15 protein-coding genes are annotated in these 15843 nt (G+C 70.4%); 10 read left to right on the top strand and 5 right to left on the bottom strand.

Features of this window, described 5'->3' with window-relative positions; translation table 11 throughout:
- Nucleotides 1-35: 35 nt before the first annotated feature.
- Both FF096_RS10110 and FF096_RS10105 read left to right on the top strand, forming a co-directional pair.
- Complete coding sequence (locus FF096_RS10110; RefSeq protein WP_155216615.1) at nt 36-1409, top strand: endo-1,4-beta-xylanase; 1374 nt, start codon at nt 36-38, stop codon at nt 1407-1409.
- A gap of 407 nt (nt 1410-1816) precedes the next feature.
- Nucleotides 1817-2977, top strand: coding sequence for a cellulose binding domain-containing protein (locus FF096_RS10105; RefSeq protein ID WP_155216613.1), 1161 nt, complete (start codon nt 1817-1819; stop codon nt 2975-2977).
- A 246-nt stretch (nt 2978-3223) separates the two neighbouring features.
- On the opposite strand, the gene FF096_RS27260 is transcribed toward FF096_RS10105, so the two are convergent.
- Nucleotides 3224-4000, bottom strand: coding sequence for an IclR family transcriptional regulator (locus tag FF096_RS27260; protein ID WP_309223018.1), 777 nt, complete (start codon nt 3998-4000; stop codon nt 3224-3226).
- A 46-nt stretch (nt 4001-4046) separates the two neighbouring features.
- Between FF096_RS27260 and eda the strand changes: the two genes are divergently transcribed.
- The 4 genes from eda (at nt 4047) to FF096_RS10080 (ending at nt 7309) form a co-directional block, all read left to right on the top strand.
- The gene (gene eda / locus FF096_RS10095) at nt 4047-4685 is read left to right on the top strand and encodes a bifunctional 4-hydroxy-2-oxoglutarate aldolase/2-dehydro-3-deoxy-phosphogluconate aldolase (RefSeq protein WP_309223017.1); all 639 of its coding nucleotides are present in this window, start codon (nt 4047-4049) and stop codon (nt 4683-4685) included.
- On the top strand, nt 4682-5785 hold the full coding sequence (locus tag FF096_RS10090; protein WP_155216611.1) for a sugar kinase: 1104 nt from the start codon (nt 4682-4684) through the stop codon (nt 5783-5785). The genes eda and FF096_RS10090 overlap by 4 nt, the downstream gene beginning before the upstream one ends.
- Nucleotides 5786-5839: 54 nt before the next feature.
- A complete protein-coding gene (locus FF096_RS10085) occupies nt 5840-6337 on the top strand; it encodes a DinB family protein (RefSeq protein WP_309223016.1) in 498 nt (165 codons plus the stop codon).
- Between the two features lie 114 nt (nt 6338-6451).
- Nucleotides 6452-7309, top strand: coding sequence for a DUF4253 domain-containing protein (locus tag FF096_RS10080; protein WP_196222501.1), 858 nt, complete (start codon nt 6452-6454; stop codon nt 7307-7309).
- A gap of 10 nt (nt 7310-7319) precedes the next feature.
- Here FF096_RS10080 and FF096_RS10075 read toward each other — a convergent pair whose 3' ends face one another.
- Both FF096_RS10075 and FF096_RS10070 read right to left on the bottom strand, forming a co-directional pair.
- On the bottom strand, nt 7320-8171 hold the full coding sequence (locus tag FF096_RS10075) for an endonuclease/exonuclease/phosphatase family protein (RefSeq protein WP_155216609.1): 852 nt from the start codon (nt 8169-8171) through the stop codon (nt 7320-7322).
- A 111-nt stretch (nt 8172-8282) separates the two neighbouring features.
- The gene (locus tag FF096_RS10070; protein ID WP_309223015.1) at nt 8283-9677 is read right to left on the bottom strand and encodes a short-chain fatty acyl-CoA regulator family protein; all 1395 of its coding nucleotides are present in this window, start codon (nt 9675-9677) and stop codon (nt 8283-8285) included.
- A 216-nt stretch (nt 9678-9893) separates the two neighbouring features.
- Between FF096_RS10070 and aceA the strand changes: the two genes are divergently transcribed.
- Together aceA and aceB are read left to right on the top strand one after the other, a co-directional pair.
- Nucleotides 9894-11165 carry an isocitrate lyase gene (gene aceA / locus FF096_RS10065; protein ID WP_155216607.1) on the top strand — a complete coding sequence of 424 codons (1272 nt, stop codon included), beginning with the start codon at nt 9894-9896 and terminating at the stop codon, nt 11163-11165.
- Nucleotides 11162-12772, top strand: a complete 1611-nt coding sequence (gene aceB / locus FF096_RS10060) for a malate synthase A (protein ID WP_309223014.1) — start codon at nt 11162-11164, stop codon at nt 12770-12772. The genes aceA and aceB overlap by 4 nt, the downstream gene beginning before the upstream one ends.
- Nucleotides 12773-12844: 72 nt before the next feature.
- On the opposite strand, the gene sthA is transcribed toward aceB, so the two are convergent.
- Both sthA and FF096_RS10050 read right to left on the bottom strand, forming a co-directional pair.
- A complete protein-coding gene (gene sthA / locus FF096_RS10055; protein WP_155216605.1) occupies nt 12845-14260 on the bottom strand; it encodes a Si-specific NAD(P)(+) transhydrogenase in 1416 nt (471 codons plus the stop codon).
- A gap of 90 nt (nt 14261-14350) precedes the next feature.
- Nucleotides 14351-14743 carry an SCO5389 family protein gene (locus tag FF096_RS10050; RefSeq protein WP_155216603.1) on the bottom strand — a complete coding sequence of 131 codons (393 nt, stop codon included), beginning with the start codon at nt 14741-14743 and terminating at the stop codon, nt 14351-14353.
- 339 nt (nt 14744-15082) lie between these two features.
- On the opposite strand from FF096_RS10050, the gene FF096_RS26595 reads away from it, so the two are divergent.
- The gene (locus FF096_RS26595; RefSeq protein WP_230462433.1) at nt 15083-15289 is read left to right on the top strand and encodes a hypothetical protein; all 207 of its coding nucleotides are present in this window, start codon (nt 15083-15085) and stop codon (nt 15287-15289) included.
- The gene (locus FF096_RS10040; RefSeq protein WP_155216601.1) at nt 15286-15783 is read left to right on the top strand and encodes an SRPBCC family protein; all 498 of its coding nucleotides are present in this window, start codon (nt 15286-15288) and stop codon (nt 15781-15783) included. The genes FF096_RS26595 and FF096_RS10040 overlap by 4 nt, the downstream gene beginning before the upstream one ends.
- Nucleotides 15784-15843 lie beyond the last annotated feature (60 nt).

The following is a 15843-nucleotide window of genomic DNA, read 5'->3' as shown; positions in this document are numbered from 1 at the left end:
CGGCTACGGGCCACCGGACCTGGAAGGAGCGTCAGATGGCCAACTCTTCCCGAGCACCTGGACGGTCGAGGCGAGTGCGTACCGCGTTCGCCGTCTCGGCCGCCGTCGGCCTGCTCGCCACCGCGGCCGCCGTGGTCCTTCCCGGCAGTGCCAGCGCCGCGAGCACCCTCGGTGCGTCGGCGGCTGAGCGCGGCCGGTACTTCGGCACCGCCGTCGCGGTGAACAGGCTCAACGACTCGGCGTACACGAGCATCCTGAACCGCGAGTTCAACCAGGTCACCGCCGAGAATGAGATGAAGATCGACGCGCTCCAGCCGCAGCAGGGGCAGTTCAACTACGGCACCGCCGACCGGCTGGTCCAGCACGCCCGCAGCCAGGGCATGCTGGTCCGGGGGCACACCCTCGCCTGGCACTCGCAGCAGCCCGACTGGATGCGCAACATGTCCGGTCCCACCCTGCGCAACGCCATGCTCAACCATGTGACCCAGGTCGCCACCCACTTCCGGGGCCAGATCGAGTGGTGGGACGTGGTGAACGAGGCGTTCGAGGACGGATCGAGCGGCGCCCGCCGCGACTCGAACCTCCAGCGCACCGGCGACGACTGGATCGAGGCGGCCTTCCGGGCCGCGCGCCAGGCCGACCCGAACGCCGACCTCTGCTACAACGACTACAACATCGACAACTGGAACGACGCCAAGACCCAGGCCGTCTACCGGATGGTCCAGGACTTCAAGAGCCGTGGCGTGCCGATCGACTGTGTCGGCCTTCAGTCGCACTTCACCGGCGGTTCGAACTACCCGAGCAACTACCGCACCACGTTGTCCAGCTTCGCCGCCCTCGGCGTCGACGTGCACATCACCGAGCTGGACATCCGGAACGCGCCGTCCGACGCGTACCGCAACGTGGTCAACGACTGCCTCGCCGTCGCGCGCTGCAAGGGCATCACCGTCTGGGGCATCCGTGACTCGGACTCGTGGCGTTCGAACGAGAGCCCGCTGCTGTTCAACGGCAGCGGCCAGAAGAAGCCGGCGTACGACGCGGTGCTCGCCGCGTTGAACAACGGCACCCCGCCGCCCACCGGCGACCCGACCACCCCGCCGCCCACCGGTAACCCGACGACCCCGCCGCCCGGTGGTGGTTGCACCGCGACGGTGACGCCGGGCCAGGTCTGGGGTGACCGCTACAACACCTCCGTGACGGTCAGTGGGGCCAGCACCTGGTCGGTGGTCGTCGAGATCACTCCGCCGCAGCGGATCTCCGCCACCTGGAGTGGCAACCCCACCTGGGACAGCAGCGGCAACGTGATGACCATGCGCTCCAACGGCAGCGGCAACACGTTCGGCTTCACCACGATGATGAACGGCAACTCCAGCGCTCGACCGCAGATCAGGTCCTGCACCGCAGGTTGATCTGACCGAGTCGCACCGGCCGTGCGGGGCTTGCCCCGCACGGCCGGTCTGTGTCGCGGCACCGACCATGGTGGTCGGCCGACAAGGCGTGGTTCGGCGAATGCGGGCCACCGAAGAGCTCATTGACGGCCGTCCAACCGTTACCGTACCGTCGCTGCGACAGCCATCGATGCCGGGCGGTCGAGTGGGCACCGTGTCTGCCGGGTGACCTTTCGGGCATGGTCGCCGGACGAGACGGGCCGCGACGGCCGGGGCCACTGCCGCTGGCGCGGCTCGACCACGCACATGCCGCTGCCGGCTGCCGCATCAGTATCGCGCTCACGACCTGCTCGGCGGAGTTCCGTCGCTGTGGTGAACGTGTTCGATCCCGGCCGTCCGGACGCGGCCGGGATCGAATGGAGAAAGCAATGGTGAAACCCAAGCGCACCACCCTGCTCGCCGCCGTGGTAGCCAGCACCGTCGTCACCGCCGCCGTCGGAGTGGCGGTCGCACACGCCGCCGCCGTCGGTTGTGCGGTGCGCTACGTCGTCCCGTCGGAGTGGCAGGGCGGCTTCAACGCCGACGTGACCATCACCAACCTCGGCGATCCGGTGTCGTCGTGGCGACTCACCTGGTCGTACGCCTCGGGGCAGCGGGTGACGCAGGCGTGGAACGCCACGGTGACCCAGGACGGCGCGCAGGTGACCGCGGTCAACGCGTCGTACAACGGGTCGATCGGCACCAACGGCACCGCGAGCTTCGGGTTCAACGGCTCGTGGAACGGCAGCAACCCGGTACCGACCTCGTTCGCGCTCAACGGGGTGACCTGCACCGGCTCGGTGAACCCGGGCCCGACGCCGACCGTGACCACCCCGGGGCCGATACCCGACTGGTCGCCGGTCGGGCCGCTGTGCGACAGCAGTGACGTGATCGAGATCGGCAGGTACTGGATTCCCAACAACCAGTGGGGCGCCACCGGTGCGACGGGCAACCAGTGCATCTGGTCCCGTGGCGGGCCGGGGAACCCCCTCTCGTGGCGGACCAGCTACAACTGGAGCGGCGACCCGAGCAGCGTCAAGTCGTACGCGGCGGCGATCCTCGGCTGGCACTGGGGCTGGCGGAGGTCGAACACCGGGCTGCCGGTGCAGCTCGCGGAGAACCGTAGTGTCGACACCCATTGGTTGTTCAACGTCACCTCCAACGGCGACTCGCGGATGAACGTCGCGTACGACATGTGGTTCCACCCGATGGCGAACCCGGGCGCGGACGACCAGCCCACCGACGAGCTGATGATCTGGCTCTACCGTTCCAACGCCTCCCCGGCCGGCACTCGCCAGGGCACCGTCACCATCGCCGGTACCACCTGGGAGGTGTGGCGTGGTCACGTGGGCAGTTGGAACGTCTACTCGTACGTGCGGACCACCAACACGACCAGCGCCACACTCGACCTCCGCGACTTCACCAACGACGTGGTCTCCCGTGGCTGGATGAGCAGCTCGAAGTACCTGACCAGCGTCCAAGCCGGACCGGAGATCTTCACCGGCGAGGGTGAGGTCGACACCACGTCCTACTCGGCCACCGTCCGTTGACCCTCGTCAGGACCTGACCGCCTCGCGGCACCCAGCACCCGTAACGCCTCGGCCGGTCATCGGCGGCTGCCAGCGACCGGCCGTGGCGGCGCGGCACCTCGGCGCGGTGTTCCGCGCTCTCGCCTACCCCGCCTCCAGGGCCAGGATTCCTGACGGACCGTATTGCTGACTGTCACGAACCCGGAGTGTCACGGGCGCAGATCGCGGCGGCTGCAGGGGCGAGCGTCGGGTGGTGGGGCGATCGGCCTACGCGATCAGCATGCTGCGGGCCTGGGCGAGGCCGCCGACGAGTTCCCGCAGCGCCGCGACGATCGCCGCTTCGAGATCCGGTCGCAGCCGGCTGACCGGCACCGAGACGCTCACCGCGTCGACCGCCGGGCTGGCCAGCGGTACGGCCATCGCGAAGCACGTGATGCCCTCGGTGTTCTCCTCGCGGTCCACGGCGTGCCCGGCGGCTCGCACGGCGGCCAGCGCGGCGTGCAGGTCCGCGCGGTCGGTGATCGTGTGCGGGGTGAGCCGGGGCAGCGATGCGGGCAGCGCGTGGTCCACCTCCTGCTCGGGATGTTCGGCGAGCAGCGCCTTGCCGAGTGCGGTCGCGTGGGCCGGTAGCCGACGGCCGATGGCGCTGTAGAGACGCAGCCGGTGCACCGATTCCCGTTTGGCGAGGTAGACGACCTGGTCGCCGTCGAGTCGGCCGAGGTGGACGGCTTCACCGAAGCGGCGGGACAACTCGTCCAGCACCCCGGCGAGCAGACCGACCAGGTCGTCCCCGTCGAGGTAGGCCGCACCGACCCGCAGGGCCCGCAGGCCGAGCCGGAACCGGGTGCCGGTCTCGTCGGTGCGAACCCAGCCTCGGCTGGTCAGCGTCCGAAGCAGCCCGTGCAGGCTGCTCTTCGGGATGCCGAGCGTGCGGGCCAGGTCGCCGAGCGCCCAGGGCTGCGGATGGTCGGCGAGCAGTTCGAGCAGATCGAGGGTGCGCCCGGCCGACTTGACGGGCTGGAAGTCGTCGGGGGCGGTGGACACGGGGCCACTCTAGCGAAGCCGGAACGCCTCCAGTAGGGTCACATACGTGACCAACGTTCATGAGTCTGAACAGCTTCCGGTCGGTCGGGTGCTGCCGGTGGTGGTGCTCGACGACGCGCAGCTCGCCGAACCGCTCGCCGACGCCCTGGTCAAGGGCGGTGCGACGGCGATCGAGGTGACCCTGCGTACCGCCGCCGGGTTGGACGCCATCGCGGCGCTCGCCGCTCGCGACGACCTGACGGTGGGCGCGGGCACGGTGCTCACCGTCGAGCAGGCCGAGCAGGCGATCGGAGCCGGTGCCCGGTTCGTGGTTACCCCCGGCTTCGCGCCCGCCGTGGTCCGCGCCTGCCGAGAGGCCGGCGTGCCGGTGGTGCCCGGAGCCGCCACCGCCACCGAGATCCAGATGGCCCTCGACGCCGGTCTGAACGTGGTCAAGTTCTTCCCCGCCCAGCAGCTCGGCGGCGCGGCGATGATCAAGGCTCTCGCGGCGCCGTTCCGCAACGTGCGGTTCATCCCCACCGGCGGCATCACCGCCGAGGTGATCGCCGACTACCTGGCCCTCCCGGCGGTCCTGGCCGTCGGGGCGAGCTGGATGGTGGCGGCCGACCTCATCGCCGGTGAGCAGTGGGACGAGATCACCTCCCGCACCCGGGCGGCGCTGGCCGCCGCCGGAGGTGCGGCATGAGCGTGCTGAACCCCCGACCGAAGGCCGACTGCCACTACGACCTGGTCTCGCTCGGCGAGGTCATGCTGCGGCTCGATCCGGGCGAGGGCCGGGTACGCACCGCCCGCCAGTTCCGGGTCTGGGAGGGCGGCGGCGAGTACAACGTGGCCCGGGGCCTGCGCCGCTGCTTCGGCCTGCGGACCGCGGTCGTCACCGCGTTCGCCCGCAACGAGGTCGGCCTGCTGCTGGAGGACCTGATCCTGCAGGGAGGCGTGGACACCCGTTTCGTCACCTGGCTGCCGTACGACGGAATCGGCCGCGCCGTCCGCAACGGCCTGAACTTCACCGAGCGCGGCTTCGGCGTCCGGGGCGCGGTCGGCACCTCGGACCGCGGCCACTCCGCCGCCAGCCAGCTCAAACCAGACGATGTCGACTGGGACCACCTCTTCGGCACGCTCGGGGTCCGGTGGCTGCACACCGGCGGCATCTACGCCGCGCTGTCCGACACCGCCGCGCAGACCGCCGAGGCCGCGATGACCGCCGCCCGACGGCACGGAACCATCGTCTCGTACGACCTGAACTATCGACCCAGCCTCTGGAAGGCCGTCGGTGGCCAGGAGCGCGCCCAGGAGGTGAACGCCCGCCTGGCCCGCCTGGTGGATGTCATGATCGGCAACGAGGAGGACTTCACCGCCTGCCTCGGCTTCCCGGTGCCGGACACCGACATCCACAGTGGCGCGCTCGACACGGGCAACTTCAAGGCGATGATCGAGGCGGTCGTGCGGGCGTACCCCAACTTCAAGGTGGTGGCGACCACCCTGCGTGGGGTGCGCAGCGCCACCGTGAACGACTGGGGTGCGGTCGCCTGGGCCGGTGGCGCGTTCGCCGAGGCCACCCACCGACCCGGCCTGGAGATCCTGGACCGGGTCGGCGGCGGCGACAGTTTCGCCTCCGGGCTGATCTACGGCCTGCTCGAACGCGACGGCGACCTGGCGCTCGCGGTGGAGTACGGTGCCGCGCACGGCGCGTTGGCGATGACCACTCCGGGCGACACGTCGATGGCCAGTCTGGCCGAGGTGGAGGCGTTGGTACGTGGGGCCGGTGCCCGCGTGCAACGCTGACTCGCGCCGCGTCCGGACGCAGCGAGTGTCGGCACGTGCTGGCATGCTGTCGCAGTGACCACGACACCCACCGCCGTCGAGGATGTCCGCAACCAGCCGCTGCGGGCGCAGTTCGAGGCGTTTCTCGACCAGCACCGCGCGATGCTCAACAGCTGCCTGGACGGGCTGACCGAGGAGCAGGCGCGCCGGTCGCTGGTGCCGTCGCGGACCACCCTGCTCGGGCTGGTCAAGCACGCCACGTTCGTGGAGAAGGTCTGGTTCGACGAGGCGGTCACCGGCCGGTCGCGCGCCGAGATCGGCATCCCCGCGACGCCGGACGAGTCGTTCGTGCTCGACGACACCGACACCATCGACGGCATACGGCGGGCACACCGGGAAGCGTGCGCTGCCGCCCGCCGTGCCACCGCGGCTCTCGACCTGGACGATCTGTTGCCCGGCAACCGGCGCGGACCGTTGCCGCTGCGCTGGGTCTACCTGCACGTGCTGCGCGAACTCGCCCAGCACTGCGGGCACGCCGAGATTCTCCGCGAGCAGATCCTCGCCGCCGAGTGAGCGCCGGGCGCCGGGCCGGCCCGGCACCCGGCGCCGACGTCGGATTCCGGTAGCACGGCGACACGACCGGCTGTCGCCGTGGGTTGTCGGACGCGGCCACTATCCTCGCGCGCCATGACCACACAGTTGAACGAGATGCCGGCGGAGTTGTCGGAGTTGTTCGTGACCGCCGCTCCGCGCACCCGGGCGCTGTCGGTGCCGCTCCCGCCCGGCCGGACGGTGCGCGGCGACGGAGGCGACGCCGACCGGCCCTCACTGTGGCTCAGCGACGGCCCGGCCCCGGCCGAGCTGTGGTCGCGATTGCGGGCGGCGCATCCGCAGTCGGGGTTGTGGCCGTTGCTGCTGGACGGCTACGACGGTGCGCCGACGCGTCCCTGGGACGACGGCGAGTTCTGGCCCGACCGTGTGTCGTCGCCCAGCGAGCATGATCCGGAGGATCTGCTCGCCGGTTGGTGGGCCGACCAGACCGCGCCCTACGACGGCGACGACGACCTGTCCAACGACAGGCGGGTGGCCGTCACCGCACCGTACGGGCGGGACTGGCCCGGGCTGGCGCCTGCCGGCGAACCCTGGACGACGCCGGAGCGGCACGCGGACCACTGGGCCGAGCAACTGTCGCTGGCCCGACCGGCGATGCGCCTCGGCCTGGTCCCCGCCGAGCGGGGCAGCGACGCCCTGGCCGTCCTCGGTTGGCAGGGCGCGGTCAACCACACGAACGATCCGGGGCGGCTGTCGGCCGTGCTGCGCAGCTGGGAGGACCGGTTCGGGGTACGGGTGATCGGGATCGGCTTCGCCGAGCTGTATCTCAGCGTCGCCGCGCCACCGGAGGAGACCGATGAGGCGTTGCGGGTGGCGGCCGAACACTTCGCCTTCTGCCCGGACAACGTGTGGCAGGGGCAGCGGCCGTGCACCCTGGCCGCCTACGCCGAACGGATCGTCGACGCCCCGACCTGGGCGTTCTGGTGGGACTGATCGGCACCCCTCAGTGCGCGGGATCGCCCTGACCGGGCAGCGTGAGCCTCACCAGGAAGGCCGCGTGGTCGGTTGTCCGTTCCATGCTCACCGGTCTGGTGACGTCGATCCGCAGGTCTGCGGTGGCCATGAACTGCTGCACCCCGCCGTCGTGCCGGTGGTGGTAGTCGGCCGGCACGCAGGACCGCACGTCGGGTGTGCCGCCGTGGCGCAGGTTGAGGTCGCCGCTGACCACGGTGGGGCGGTAGCGACCATCGGCGTGTAACCGGGGGATCGCCGTGCCGACCAGGTGTGCGCACTGGGCGAGCGCCAGGGTCGAGCTGGTGTACGCAAGGTGCGTGGTGCAGGCGAAGAAGAGGCCACTGGCTTCGACGCAGAGCCAGGCCCGCTGCTCCGGGTCGGCGGGGTCCTGGGCCGGGTAGATCCCGGCGTGCACCTCGTGGTCACCGCCGGACCCCGGGATGTGCGTGAGCACCCCGACGCCGTACTGCTGCCCGTTGAGGCAGCGGTACGGCTCACCGGTGCGGCCGTTTCGCGCCGGTTGGAAGGCGGCCACCACCGTGCCGTCGTGCACCTGCGTCATCACGCGTTCCAGCGCGTCCACGTCGTCGGCGCAGATCTCGTTGAGGGTGACGACGTCGGGTGTCTCGGCGCGGATCACCTCGGCGGCACGGGCGACCGCGCGGCCGGTGTAGCAGCCGGTGGCCATGCCGCTGTTGCACAGGTTCAGTTGGAGCACCCGCATCCGCGTCTGGGCGGTGGCCGTCTCGACCGTCGAGCAGTCGGTCAGCAGCGCGGCGAACGAGACCAGGGCGACGAGGGCGACCACCGGTCGTGGTACGCGGCACGGAGGGGAGAGCATGCACCAGCCCTGGGCTCGTGGAGCGGGCTGACAGTGTATCCGGACCGCCCGCGACACCCGGCCCGTTCGTCACGGTGGGTGAGTGGACCCTGCGGCTGGGTGGCCGTGGGCTCAGGTGCGCAACGGGTACGGGATGAAGGTGCTGCGGTTCTCGTCCACGTCGAGTTGGCGGCTGATCGGCGGGGCGGCCCGCTGCGGGCAGGTCAGCCGCTCGCAGGTCTTGCAGCCCGGCCCGATCGGCGTCGCGGCCTCGGCCGCGTGCAGGTCCATCCCGGTGGAGTAGACGAGCCGACCGGCGTGGCGCACCTCGCAGCCCAGCCCGATGGCGTACGACTTGCCGGGCTGGCCGTAGCCGCCGTGGTGCCGGGTGATGGTGCGGGCGATCCACAGGTAACGCTGCCCGTCCGGCATGGCGGCGACCTGGGTCACCACCCGTCCCGGGGCGCTGAACGCCTCATACACCGTCCATAGTGGACATGTGCCGCCGGTGCGGGAGAACGGGAAGCCGGTGGCCGACTGGCGTTTCGACATGTTCCCGGCCCGGTCGACCCGGACGAAGGAGAACGGCACCCCCCGTGCCCGGGGCCGTTGCAGGGTGCTGAGCCGGTGGCAGACCGTCTCCCACCCCATCGCATAGTGCTGGGTGAGCAGGTCGATGTCGTAGCGACGCTGCTCCGCGGCCGCGAGGAAGTGCTCGTACGGCAGGATCAGCGCCGCCGCGAAGTAGTTGGCCAGACCGACCCGGGTGAGGATCTGCGTCTGCACGTCGTCGAACTCCTCCGACTCGACGATCTCGTCGATGACGTCGGCGAACTCCAGCAACGCGATCTGCGCCGCCATCCGCATCGCCTCCTGCCCGGCGCGCAGCGACGTGGACAGGTGCAGGGTGCGGGTCTGCGGGCGGTAGCGGTGCAGGTCTCCGCCGAGTGCGGCGGCGTCCTCGCGGGCGACGCGTACGCCGTGCCGCTGCGCCAGCCGGTCGCGGAGCAGTGCGCGGACCTCGCCGCGGCGCAGCCCCATCCGCCCGGCCAGCCGCTCGGCCTCCTCGTCGAGGTCGGGTACGTAGTTCTGCCGCCGGTAGAAGAACTCGGTGACCTGGTCGTGCGGGCTGCGGCCGATCCGCTCGCGGTCGCCGACCAACTCGGCGAGCTGCTCGTCGGCCTGCTGGTAGCGGCGGTGCAGCTCGATGACCGCCGCAGCGACCTCGGGCAGCCGGGTGGCCAGTTCGGTGAGTTCGGTGAGACCGGCGCGTCCGGGCAGCGCCTCGCGTAGCCCGGCGACCAGTCGAGGGGTGTCGTGTGCGGCGAACACGGTCGGGTCGACGCCGAACAGCTCGGTGATGCGCAGCAGCACCGGCACGGTCAGCGGCCGGGTGTCGTGCTCGATCTGGTTGAGGTAGCTCGGGGAGATGCTCAGATGCCGGGCCAACTCCGTCTGGCTGAGCCCGCGCTCCTCGCGCATCCGCCGCAGCCGAGCCCCGGCGAAGGTCCTGGCGATGGTCCCCACCTCCCTGGTCCGGCGATCCGATCCGGGTCACATTAGCACTGCTGCGAATAGGCCCTTTCACAAGTTTTCAGAATCGCCTGTGGACTTTTCAAGAATTGGCTTTTTCCGTCCCTCGACCACCTCCGGTCGGCCGTGTGACCGTGAGTCACACACCCGGCGACCAGCATCGGCGCAGCGTCACCGGGTGATGACGGAATCCGAAGGGAATGAGCAACGATGGTTACCGCGGTCGAGCAGTTGCAGCACGAATGGGACACCAACCCCCGTTGGCGGGGTGTGCGGCGCAGCTACCGCGCCGAGGACGTGGTGCGGTTGCGTGGCGCGATCCAGGAGGAACACACCCTGGCCCGGCACGGCGCGAACCGGCTGTGGCGGCTGTTGAACAGTGAGGACTACATCCACGCCCTCGGAGCCCTCACCGGCAACCAGGCCGTGCAGATGGTCCGGGCCGGGCTCAAGGCCATCTACCTCTCCGGCTGGCAGGTGGCCGCCGACGCGAACCTGGCCGGGCACACCTACCCCGACCAGAGCCTCTACCCGGCCAACTCGGTGCCCGCCGTGGTGCGCCGGATCAACAACGCCCTGCTGCGCGCCGCGCAGATCACCACCGCCGAGGGCGACACCTCCGGCATCGACTGGCTGGCACCGATCGTCGCCGACGCCGAGGCCGGCTTCGGTGGCGTGCTCAACGCGTACGAGCTGATGAACGCGATGATCGCGGCGGGCGCCGCCGGCGTGCACTGGGAGGACCAGCTCGCCAGCGAGAAGAAGTGCGGTCACCTCGGCGGGAAGGTGCTCATCCCCACCGGTCAGCACGTGCGCACCCTGGAGGCGGCGCGGCTGGCCGCCGACGTGGCGGGCGTGCCGTCGGTGGTCATCGCCCGCACCGACGCCCAGGCCGCCACCCTGCTGACCACCGACGTCGACGAGCGGGACCAGCCGTTCGTCACCGGCGAGCGCACCGCCGAGGGCTTCTACCGGGTCCGTAACGGCATCGAGCCGTGCATCGCCCGAGGGTTGGCCTACGCCCCGCACGCCGACCTGCTCTGGATGGAGACCAGCACGCCGGACCTGGAGGTCGCCCGCCGTTTCGCCGAGGCGATCAAGTCCGAGTACCCGGACCAGCTGCTCGCCTACAACTGCTCGCCGTCGTTCAACTGGCGCAAGCACCTCGACGACGCCACCATCGCCAAGTTCCAGCGGGAACTCGGCCACATGGGCTACAAGTTCCAGTTCATCACCCTGGCCGGTTTCCACGCCCTCAACTACTCGATGTTCGACCTGGCCAAGGGCTACGCGACCGACGGCATGTCGGCGTACGTCTCGCTCCAGGAGCGGGAGTTCGCGGCCGAGCCGGCCGGATACACCGCCGTCAAGCACCAGCGCGAGGTGGGTACCGGCTACTTCGACCTGATCAGCACCGTGCTGAACCCCACCGCCGAGACCACCGCGCTGCGGGGGTCGACCGAAGAGGAGCAGTTCGCGTGAGGTACGAGATCATCGGCGACATGGCCGAACGGTTCGACGAGGTGCTCACGCCCGAGGCGCTGGAGTTCCTGGTCGCGCTGGACAGCGAGTTCGCCGCCCGCCGGGTGGCCCTGCTCGACACCCGCCGCGCCCGCCGGGACCGCTACGCCACCGGCCAGTTGCCCGACTTCCTGCCGGAGACCGCCGCGATCCGGGAGGACCCGAGCTGGCAGGTGGCACCGCCCGCGCCGGGCCTGGTCGACCGGCGAGTCGAGATCACCGGGCCGCCGGAACGCAAGATGACCGTCAACGCGTTGAACTCCGGTGCCAAGGTGTGGCTCGCCGACTTCGAGGACGCCACCGCCCCGACCTGGCACAACGTCATCAGTGGACAGCTCAACCTGATCGACGCCCTGGACCGCCGGATCGACTTCACCGACGCCCGGGGCAAGCAGTACACCCTCGGCGAGGAGCTGGCCACCATCGTGGTCCGTCCGCGCGGCTGGCACCTGGCGGAGAAGGGCATCGTGGTGGACGGCCGACCCATCTCGGCCAGCCTGGTCGACTTCGGGCTCTACCTCTTCCACTGCGCCCGCCGCCAGCTCGACGCCGGCAAGGGCCCGTACTTCTACCTGCCGAAGCTGGAGACCCACCGCGAGGCGCGGCTGTGGAACGACATCTTCGTCTTCGCCCAGCGCTACCTCGGGCTGCCGCAGGGCACCATCCGGGCCACCACGCTGATCGAGACGATCACCGCCGCGTTCGAGATGGAGGAGATCCTCTACGAGCTGCGCGAGCACTCCGCGGGGCTCAACGCCGGGCGGTGGGACTACATCTTCAGCGTCATCAAGAACTTCGGGCAGTGGCCGGACTTCGTCCTGCCGGATCGCGCCGAGGTGACGATGACGGTGCCGTTCATGCGCGCGTACACCGAACTGCTGGTGCGGACCTGCCACCGGCGTGGCGCGCACGCGATCGGCGGGATGGCCGCCTTCGTCCCGGCCCGCGACCCCGAGGTCAACGAGGCGGCGCTGCGTAAGGTGCGGGCGGACAAGCAGCGCGAGGCCGGCGACGGCTTCGACGGCTCCTGGGTCGCCCACCCCGGCCTGGTGGCGACCTGCCGCGAGGTCTTCGACGCGGTGCTGGGTGAGCGTCCGAACCAGCTCGACCGGCGTCGCGACGAGGTGGCGGTCACCGCCGCCGAGTTGCTCGCGGTGGACAAGACCCCCGGCCAGGTCACCGAGGCGGGGGTACGGGCCAACGTCGCGGTGGCGCTGCGCTACATCGACGCCTGGCTCGGCGGTACGGGCGCGGTGGCGCTGTGGAACCTGATGGAGGACGCCGCCACCGCCGAGATCGCCCGCTGCCAACTCTGGCAGTGGCTGCACCACGGCACGCCGCTGGCCGGTGGGGGAACGGTGACCGAGGAACTGGTCCGCTCGATGCTCGCCGAGGAGCTGGCCGCCCTCGCCGAGGGGCGGGTGGGCGCGGAGCGCGAGCGCGCCGAGCACGCCGCCCGGATCGTCGAGGAGACGGCCCTCGGTGAGGACCTGCCGTCCTTCTTCACCACCAAGGCGTACGCCCGGCACCTCGGGGTCACCCGGGAGCCGGCGCTGGCCGCTCGCTAGCCAGGACCGGAGCGCGGCCCCCGGTGAGAACCGGGGGCCGCGCTCATGCCCGAACGCCCTGGCGGCCGTCACTCACGGTGTCGGGTCCGCGTCGAGCCGGGTGATGTTGCGGATCTTGTTGGAGGCGTCCAGGGCGGCCACCTTGTACGCCTCGGCCAGCGTCGGGTAGTTGAACACCGTGTCGACCAGGTAGTCCACCGTGCCGCCGCAGCCCATCACCGTCTGCCCGATGTGGACGATCTCGGTGGCGCCGGTACCGAAGACGTGCACACCGAGCAGCCGGCCGTCCGTCGGCGAGACGAGCAGCTTCAACATGCCGTACGAGTCGCCCACGATCTGGCCGCGCGCCAGCTCGCGGTAGCGGGCGATGCCCACCTCGAACGGCGTCGCGCTGTCGGTCAGCTCCTCCTCGGTCTTCCCGACGAAGCTGATCTCCGGAATGGTGTAGATGCCGATCGGCTGCAACTCGTGCATCGGACGGTCCGGCTCGCCGCAGGCGTGCTGCGCGGCCAACCGTCCCTGCTCCATCGAGGTCGAGGCCAGCGCCGGGAAGCCGATCACATCGCCGACGGCGTAGATGTTCTCCACCGCGGTCCGGTAGTGCGCGTCGACCTCGATGCGTCCGCGCCGGTCAGCGCTCAGTCCCGCCGCCGCGAGGTCCAGGCCGTCGGTCTGACCCTGCCGGCCCGCCGAGTACATGACGGTGTCCGCGACGATCTTCTTGCCGCTCTTGAGGACGCACAACGCGGCCGTCGGGTGCTTCTCGACCGAGGCCACCTCCTCGCCGAAGCGGAACGTCACCGACAGGTCCCGCAGGTGGTACTTCAGCGACTCGACGACCTCCTCGTCGCAGAAGTCGAGCATCCGCTCGCGCCGCTCGACCACCGTCACCTTCGTGCCGAGGGCGGCGAACATCGAGGCGTACTCCATGCCGATCACGCCCGCGCCGACCACGACCATGCTGCGGGGTACGGACTGGAGGTTGATGACCCCGTCGGAGTCCACGATCGTCCGGTCGTCGAAGTCGACACTGTCCGGCCGGGCCGGTCGGGTGCCGGCGGCGATGATGGCCTTGTCGAAGGTGATCCTGGTTTCCCGCCCGGAGTCGCCGTCGATCCAGACCGAGTGCTGGTCGGCGAACCGCCCGGTGCCGGTGATGAGCGTGACCCGATTGCGGGCCAACTGGTTCCGGATGACATCGGTCTGGCGGTTGATGACGTGCTGGGTCCGCGCGGCCAGATCGCTGACCGTGATCTCCTCCTTGACCCGGTAGCTGCTGCCGTAGAGCTCGCGCTGGCTGAGGCCGGTCAGGTAGAGCACCGCCTCGCGCAGGGTCTTCGACGGCACGGTGCCGGTGTTGATGCACACCCCGCCCAGCATGTCGCGGCGCTCCACCAGGCCGACCCGCCGGCCCAGCTTCGCGGCGGCGATGGCGGCCTTCTGACCGCTGGGCCCGGAGCCCAGCACCAACAGGTCGTAGTCATACATGATCACCAGCGTCGCAAAGGTGTGCCACCGCGCGCCATACCTACGGCCGGGCGGGGTCGAGACTTTGTGGCCCGCCCGGCCTAGCTCGGATCAGCAGCTGCGCAGCTCCGGAGACTGGTTGAGCAACTGGCCCCGGACCGAGATGAACTGGCGGTAGGTGTCGGAGTCGACGGCGGACGGTCGGAACGCCGCGATCCGGTGGCAGTTCTGGAAGGCGAGCTTGACGCCGAAGTGACGCTCCAGACTGGATCGGATGGCGTCGCTGGCCAACGCGCGCAACAGTTGGCCCCGCTCGGCCTCGCTGGGTGGGGGCACCTGGTTGTCGGCAAAGTCGGCGTCCGAGGACACGAGTTCCGACACCACCCGGTTGACGGTCCGCCAGGCGTACGGCAGTGACTCGCGGACGCAGGCCACGAATGCCTCGTCGTCGACGGGGCCGGATTCGGCGGCCCGCAGCAGGCTCGGCGACACGGTGAGAGACATGATCCTCCTTAACTAATGACAACGATTGTCGTTACCATTGCGTGCCGAGCACATCACGTCACCATCGGGGCTGTCAACGCTGACGGGCCGAGTCGATGAGCACCGCCGCGACACGATGCGGGCCGGTGGCCGGGTCGGGATCCCGGCCACCGCGCGCCGGGCGGAACGGGCGGGAGCGGTAGATGCCACGACGGGAGCGACTGGTCCGGTACTGGGACGGTCAGGCCGACGGCTACGACCGGAAGGTCGTCTCGGTCGCGCGACGGCTGCTCGCCGAGCAGTTCGAGATCAGTCGACCGGCGATTCAGTCGGCACCTGCGCGTACTGTGCGACAGCGGAGTGGTCCGCGACACCGTCGTCGGCCGCCACCGGCTCTACGAGCTGGATCCGACCCGGCTCGCCGACCTGATCCGGTGGCTGATCCAGCTCACCCGGACCGACCTCTGGGAATGCCGCTTCGACGCCCTGGAGACCGAGGTCTACCGTGCCCGCCGCGATCGCCGCACCGGCGAGACGCCAACCGCCCCACAGGAGCGCACCGCATGACCCGTACACCGACCGGCCGACTCCTCGACGCCGAGAACGGCGTCGACCTGGTCCTCACCCGAACGTTCCGGGCCCCGATCGACGATGTATGGGCCAGCCTCACCGAACCGGAGCGCACGGCACGATGGTTCGGCCCCTGGGAGGGCGAGGCCGCACCCGGGCGCACCATCCGGGTGCGGATGACCCTCGAGGAGGGGGCACCCTGGTCCGACCTGGATATCGAGGCGTGTGAGCCGCCCCACCGGCTGGCCGTGTCCCTGCGGGACGAGTACGGCCACTGGGTGCTGGAACTGCTGCTGACCACCCTGGGCGATCGCACCGAGCTGCGCTTCGTCCAGCACCTCGTCGACGCCACCGGCATCGGTGAGGTGGGGCCGGGCTGGGAGTACTACCTCGACTGCCTGGCGGCGGCTCATGACGGTACGGCGATGCCGCCGTTCGACGACTACCACCCGCCGATGAAGGCGTACTACGAGCAACTGCGGCCGGAGTGATCGAGGATACCCACATCCGCGCCATTCGCTCCGTTTTGCTCGTTCTACCCCGGGTACCGC

It is taken from the genome of Micromonospora sp. CP22 (genome assembly GCF_009712475.1).
Lineage (GTDB): Bacteria > Actinomycetota > Actinomycetes > Mycobacteriales > Micromonosporaceae > Micromonospora.
Note: the sequence above shows the minus strand (reverse complement) of the source record. Positions and strands in the feature narration are given on the sequence as shown.

Coding starts and splice junctions, on each gene's coding strand:
- aceA (WP_155216607.1), top strand. CDS start 9,894: ATGGTTACCGCGGTCGAGCAGTTGCAGCACGAATGGGACACCAACCCC.
- FF096_RS10040 (WP_155216601.1), top strand. CDS start 15,286: ATGACCCGTACACCGACCGGCCGACTCCTCGACGCCGAGAACGGCGTC.
- FF096_RS10050 (WP_155216603.1), bottom strand. CDS start 14,743: ATGTCTCTCACCGTGTCGCCGAGCCTGCTGCGGGCCGCCGAATCCGGC.
- FF096_RS10105 (WP_155216613.1), top strand. CDS start 1,817: ATGGTGAAACCCAAGCGCACCACCCTGCTCGCCGCCGTGGTAGCCAGC.
- FF096_RS10075 (WP_155216609.1), bottom strand. CDS start 8,171: ATGCTCTCCCCTCCGTGCCGCGTACCACGACCGGTGGTCGCCCTCGTC.
- FF096_RS10080 (WP_196222501.1), top strand. CDS start 6,452: ATGACCACACAGTTGAACGAGATGCCGGCGGAGTTGTCGGAGTTGTTC.
- FF096_RS10090 (WP_155216611.1), top strand. CDS start 4,682: ATGAGCGTGCTGAACCCCCGACCGAAGGCCGACTGCCACTACGACCTG.
- FF096_RS10110 (WP_155216615.1), top strand. CDS start 36: ATGGCCAACTCTTCCCGAGCACCTGGACGGTCGAGGCGAGTGCGTACC.
- sthA (WP_155216605.1), bottom strand. CDS start 14,260: ATGTATGACTACGACCTGTTGGTGCTGGGCTCCGGGCCCAGCGGTCAG.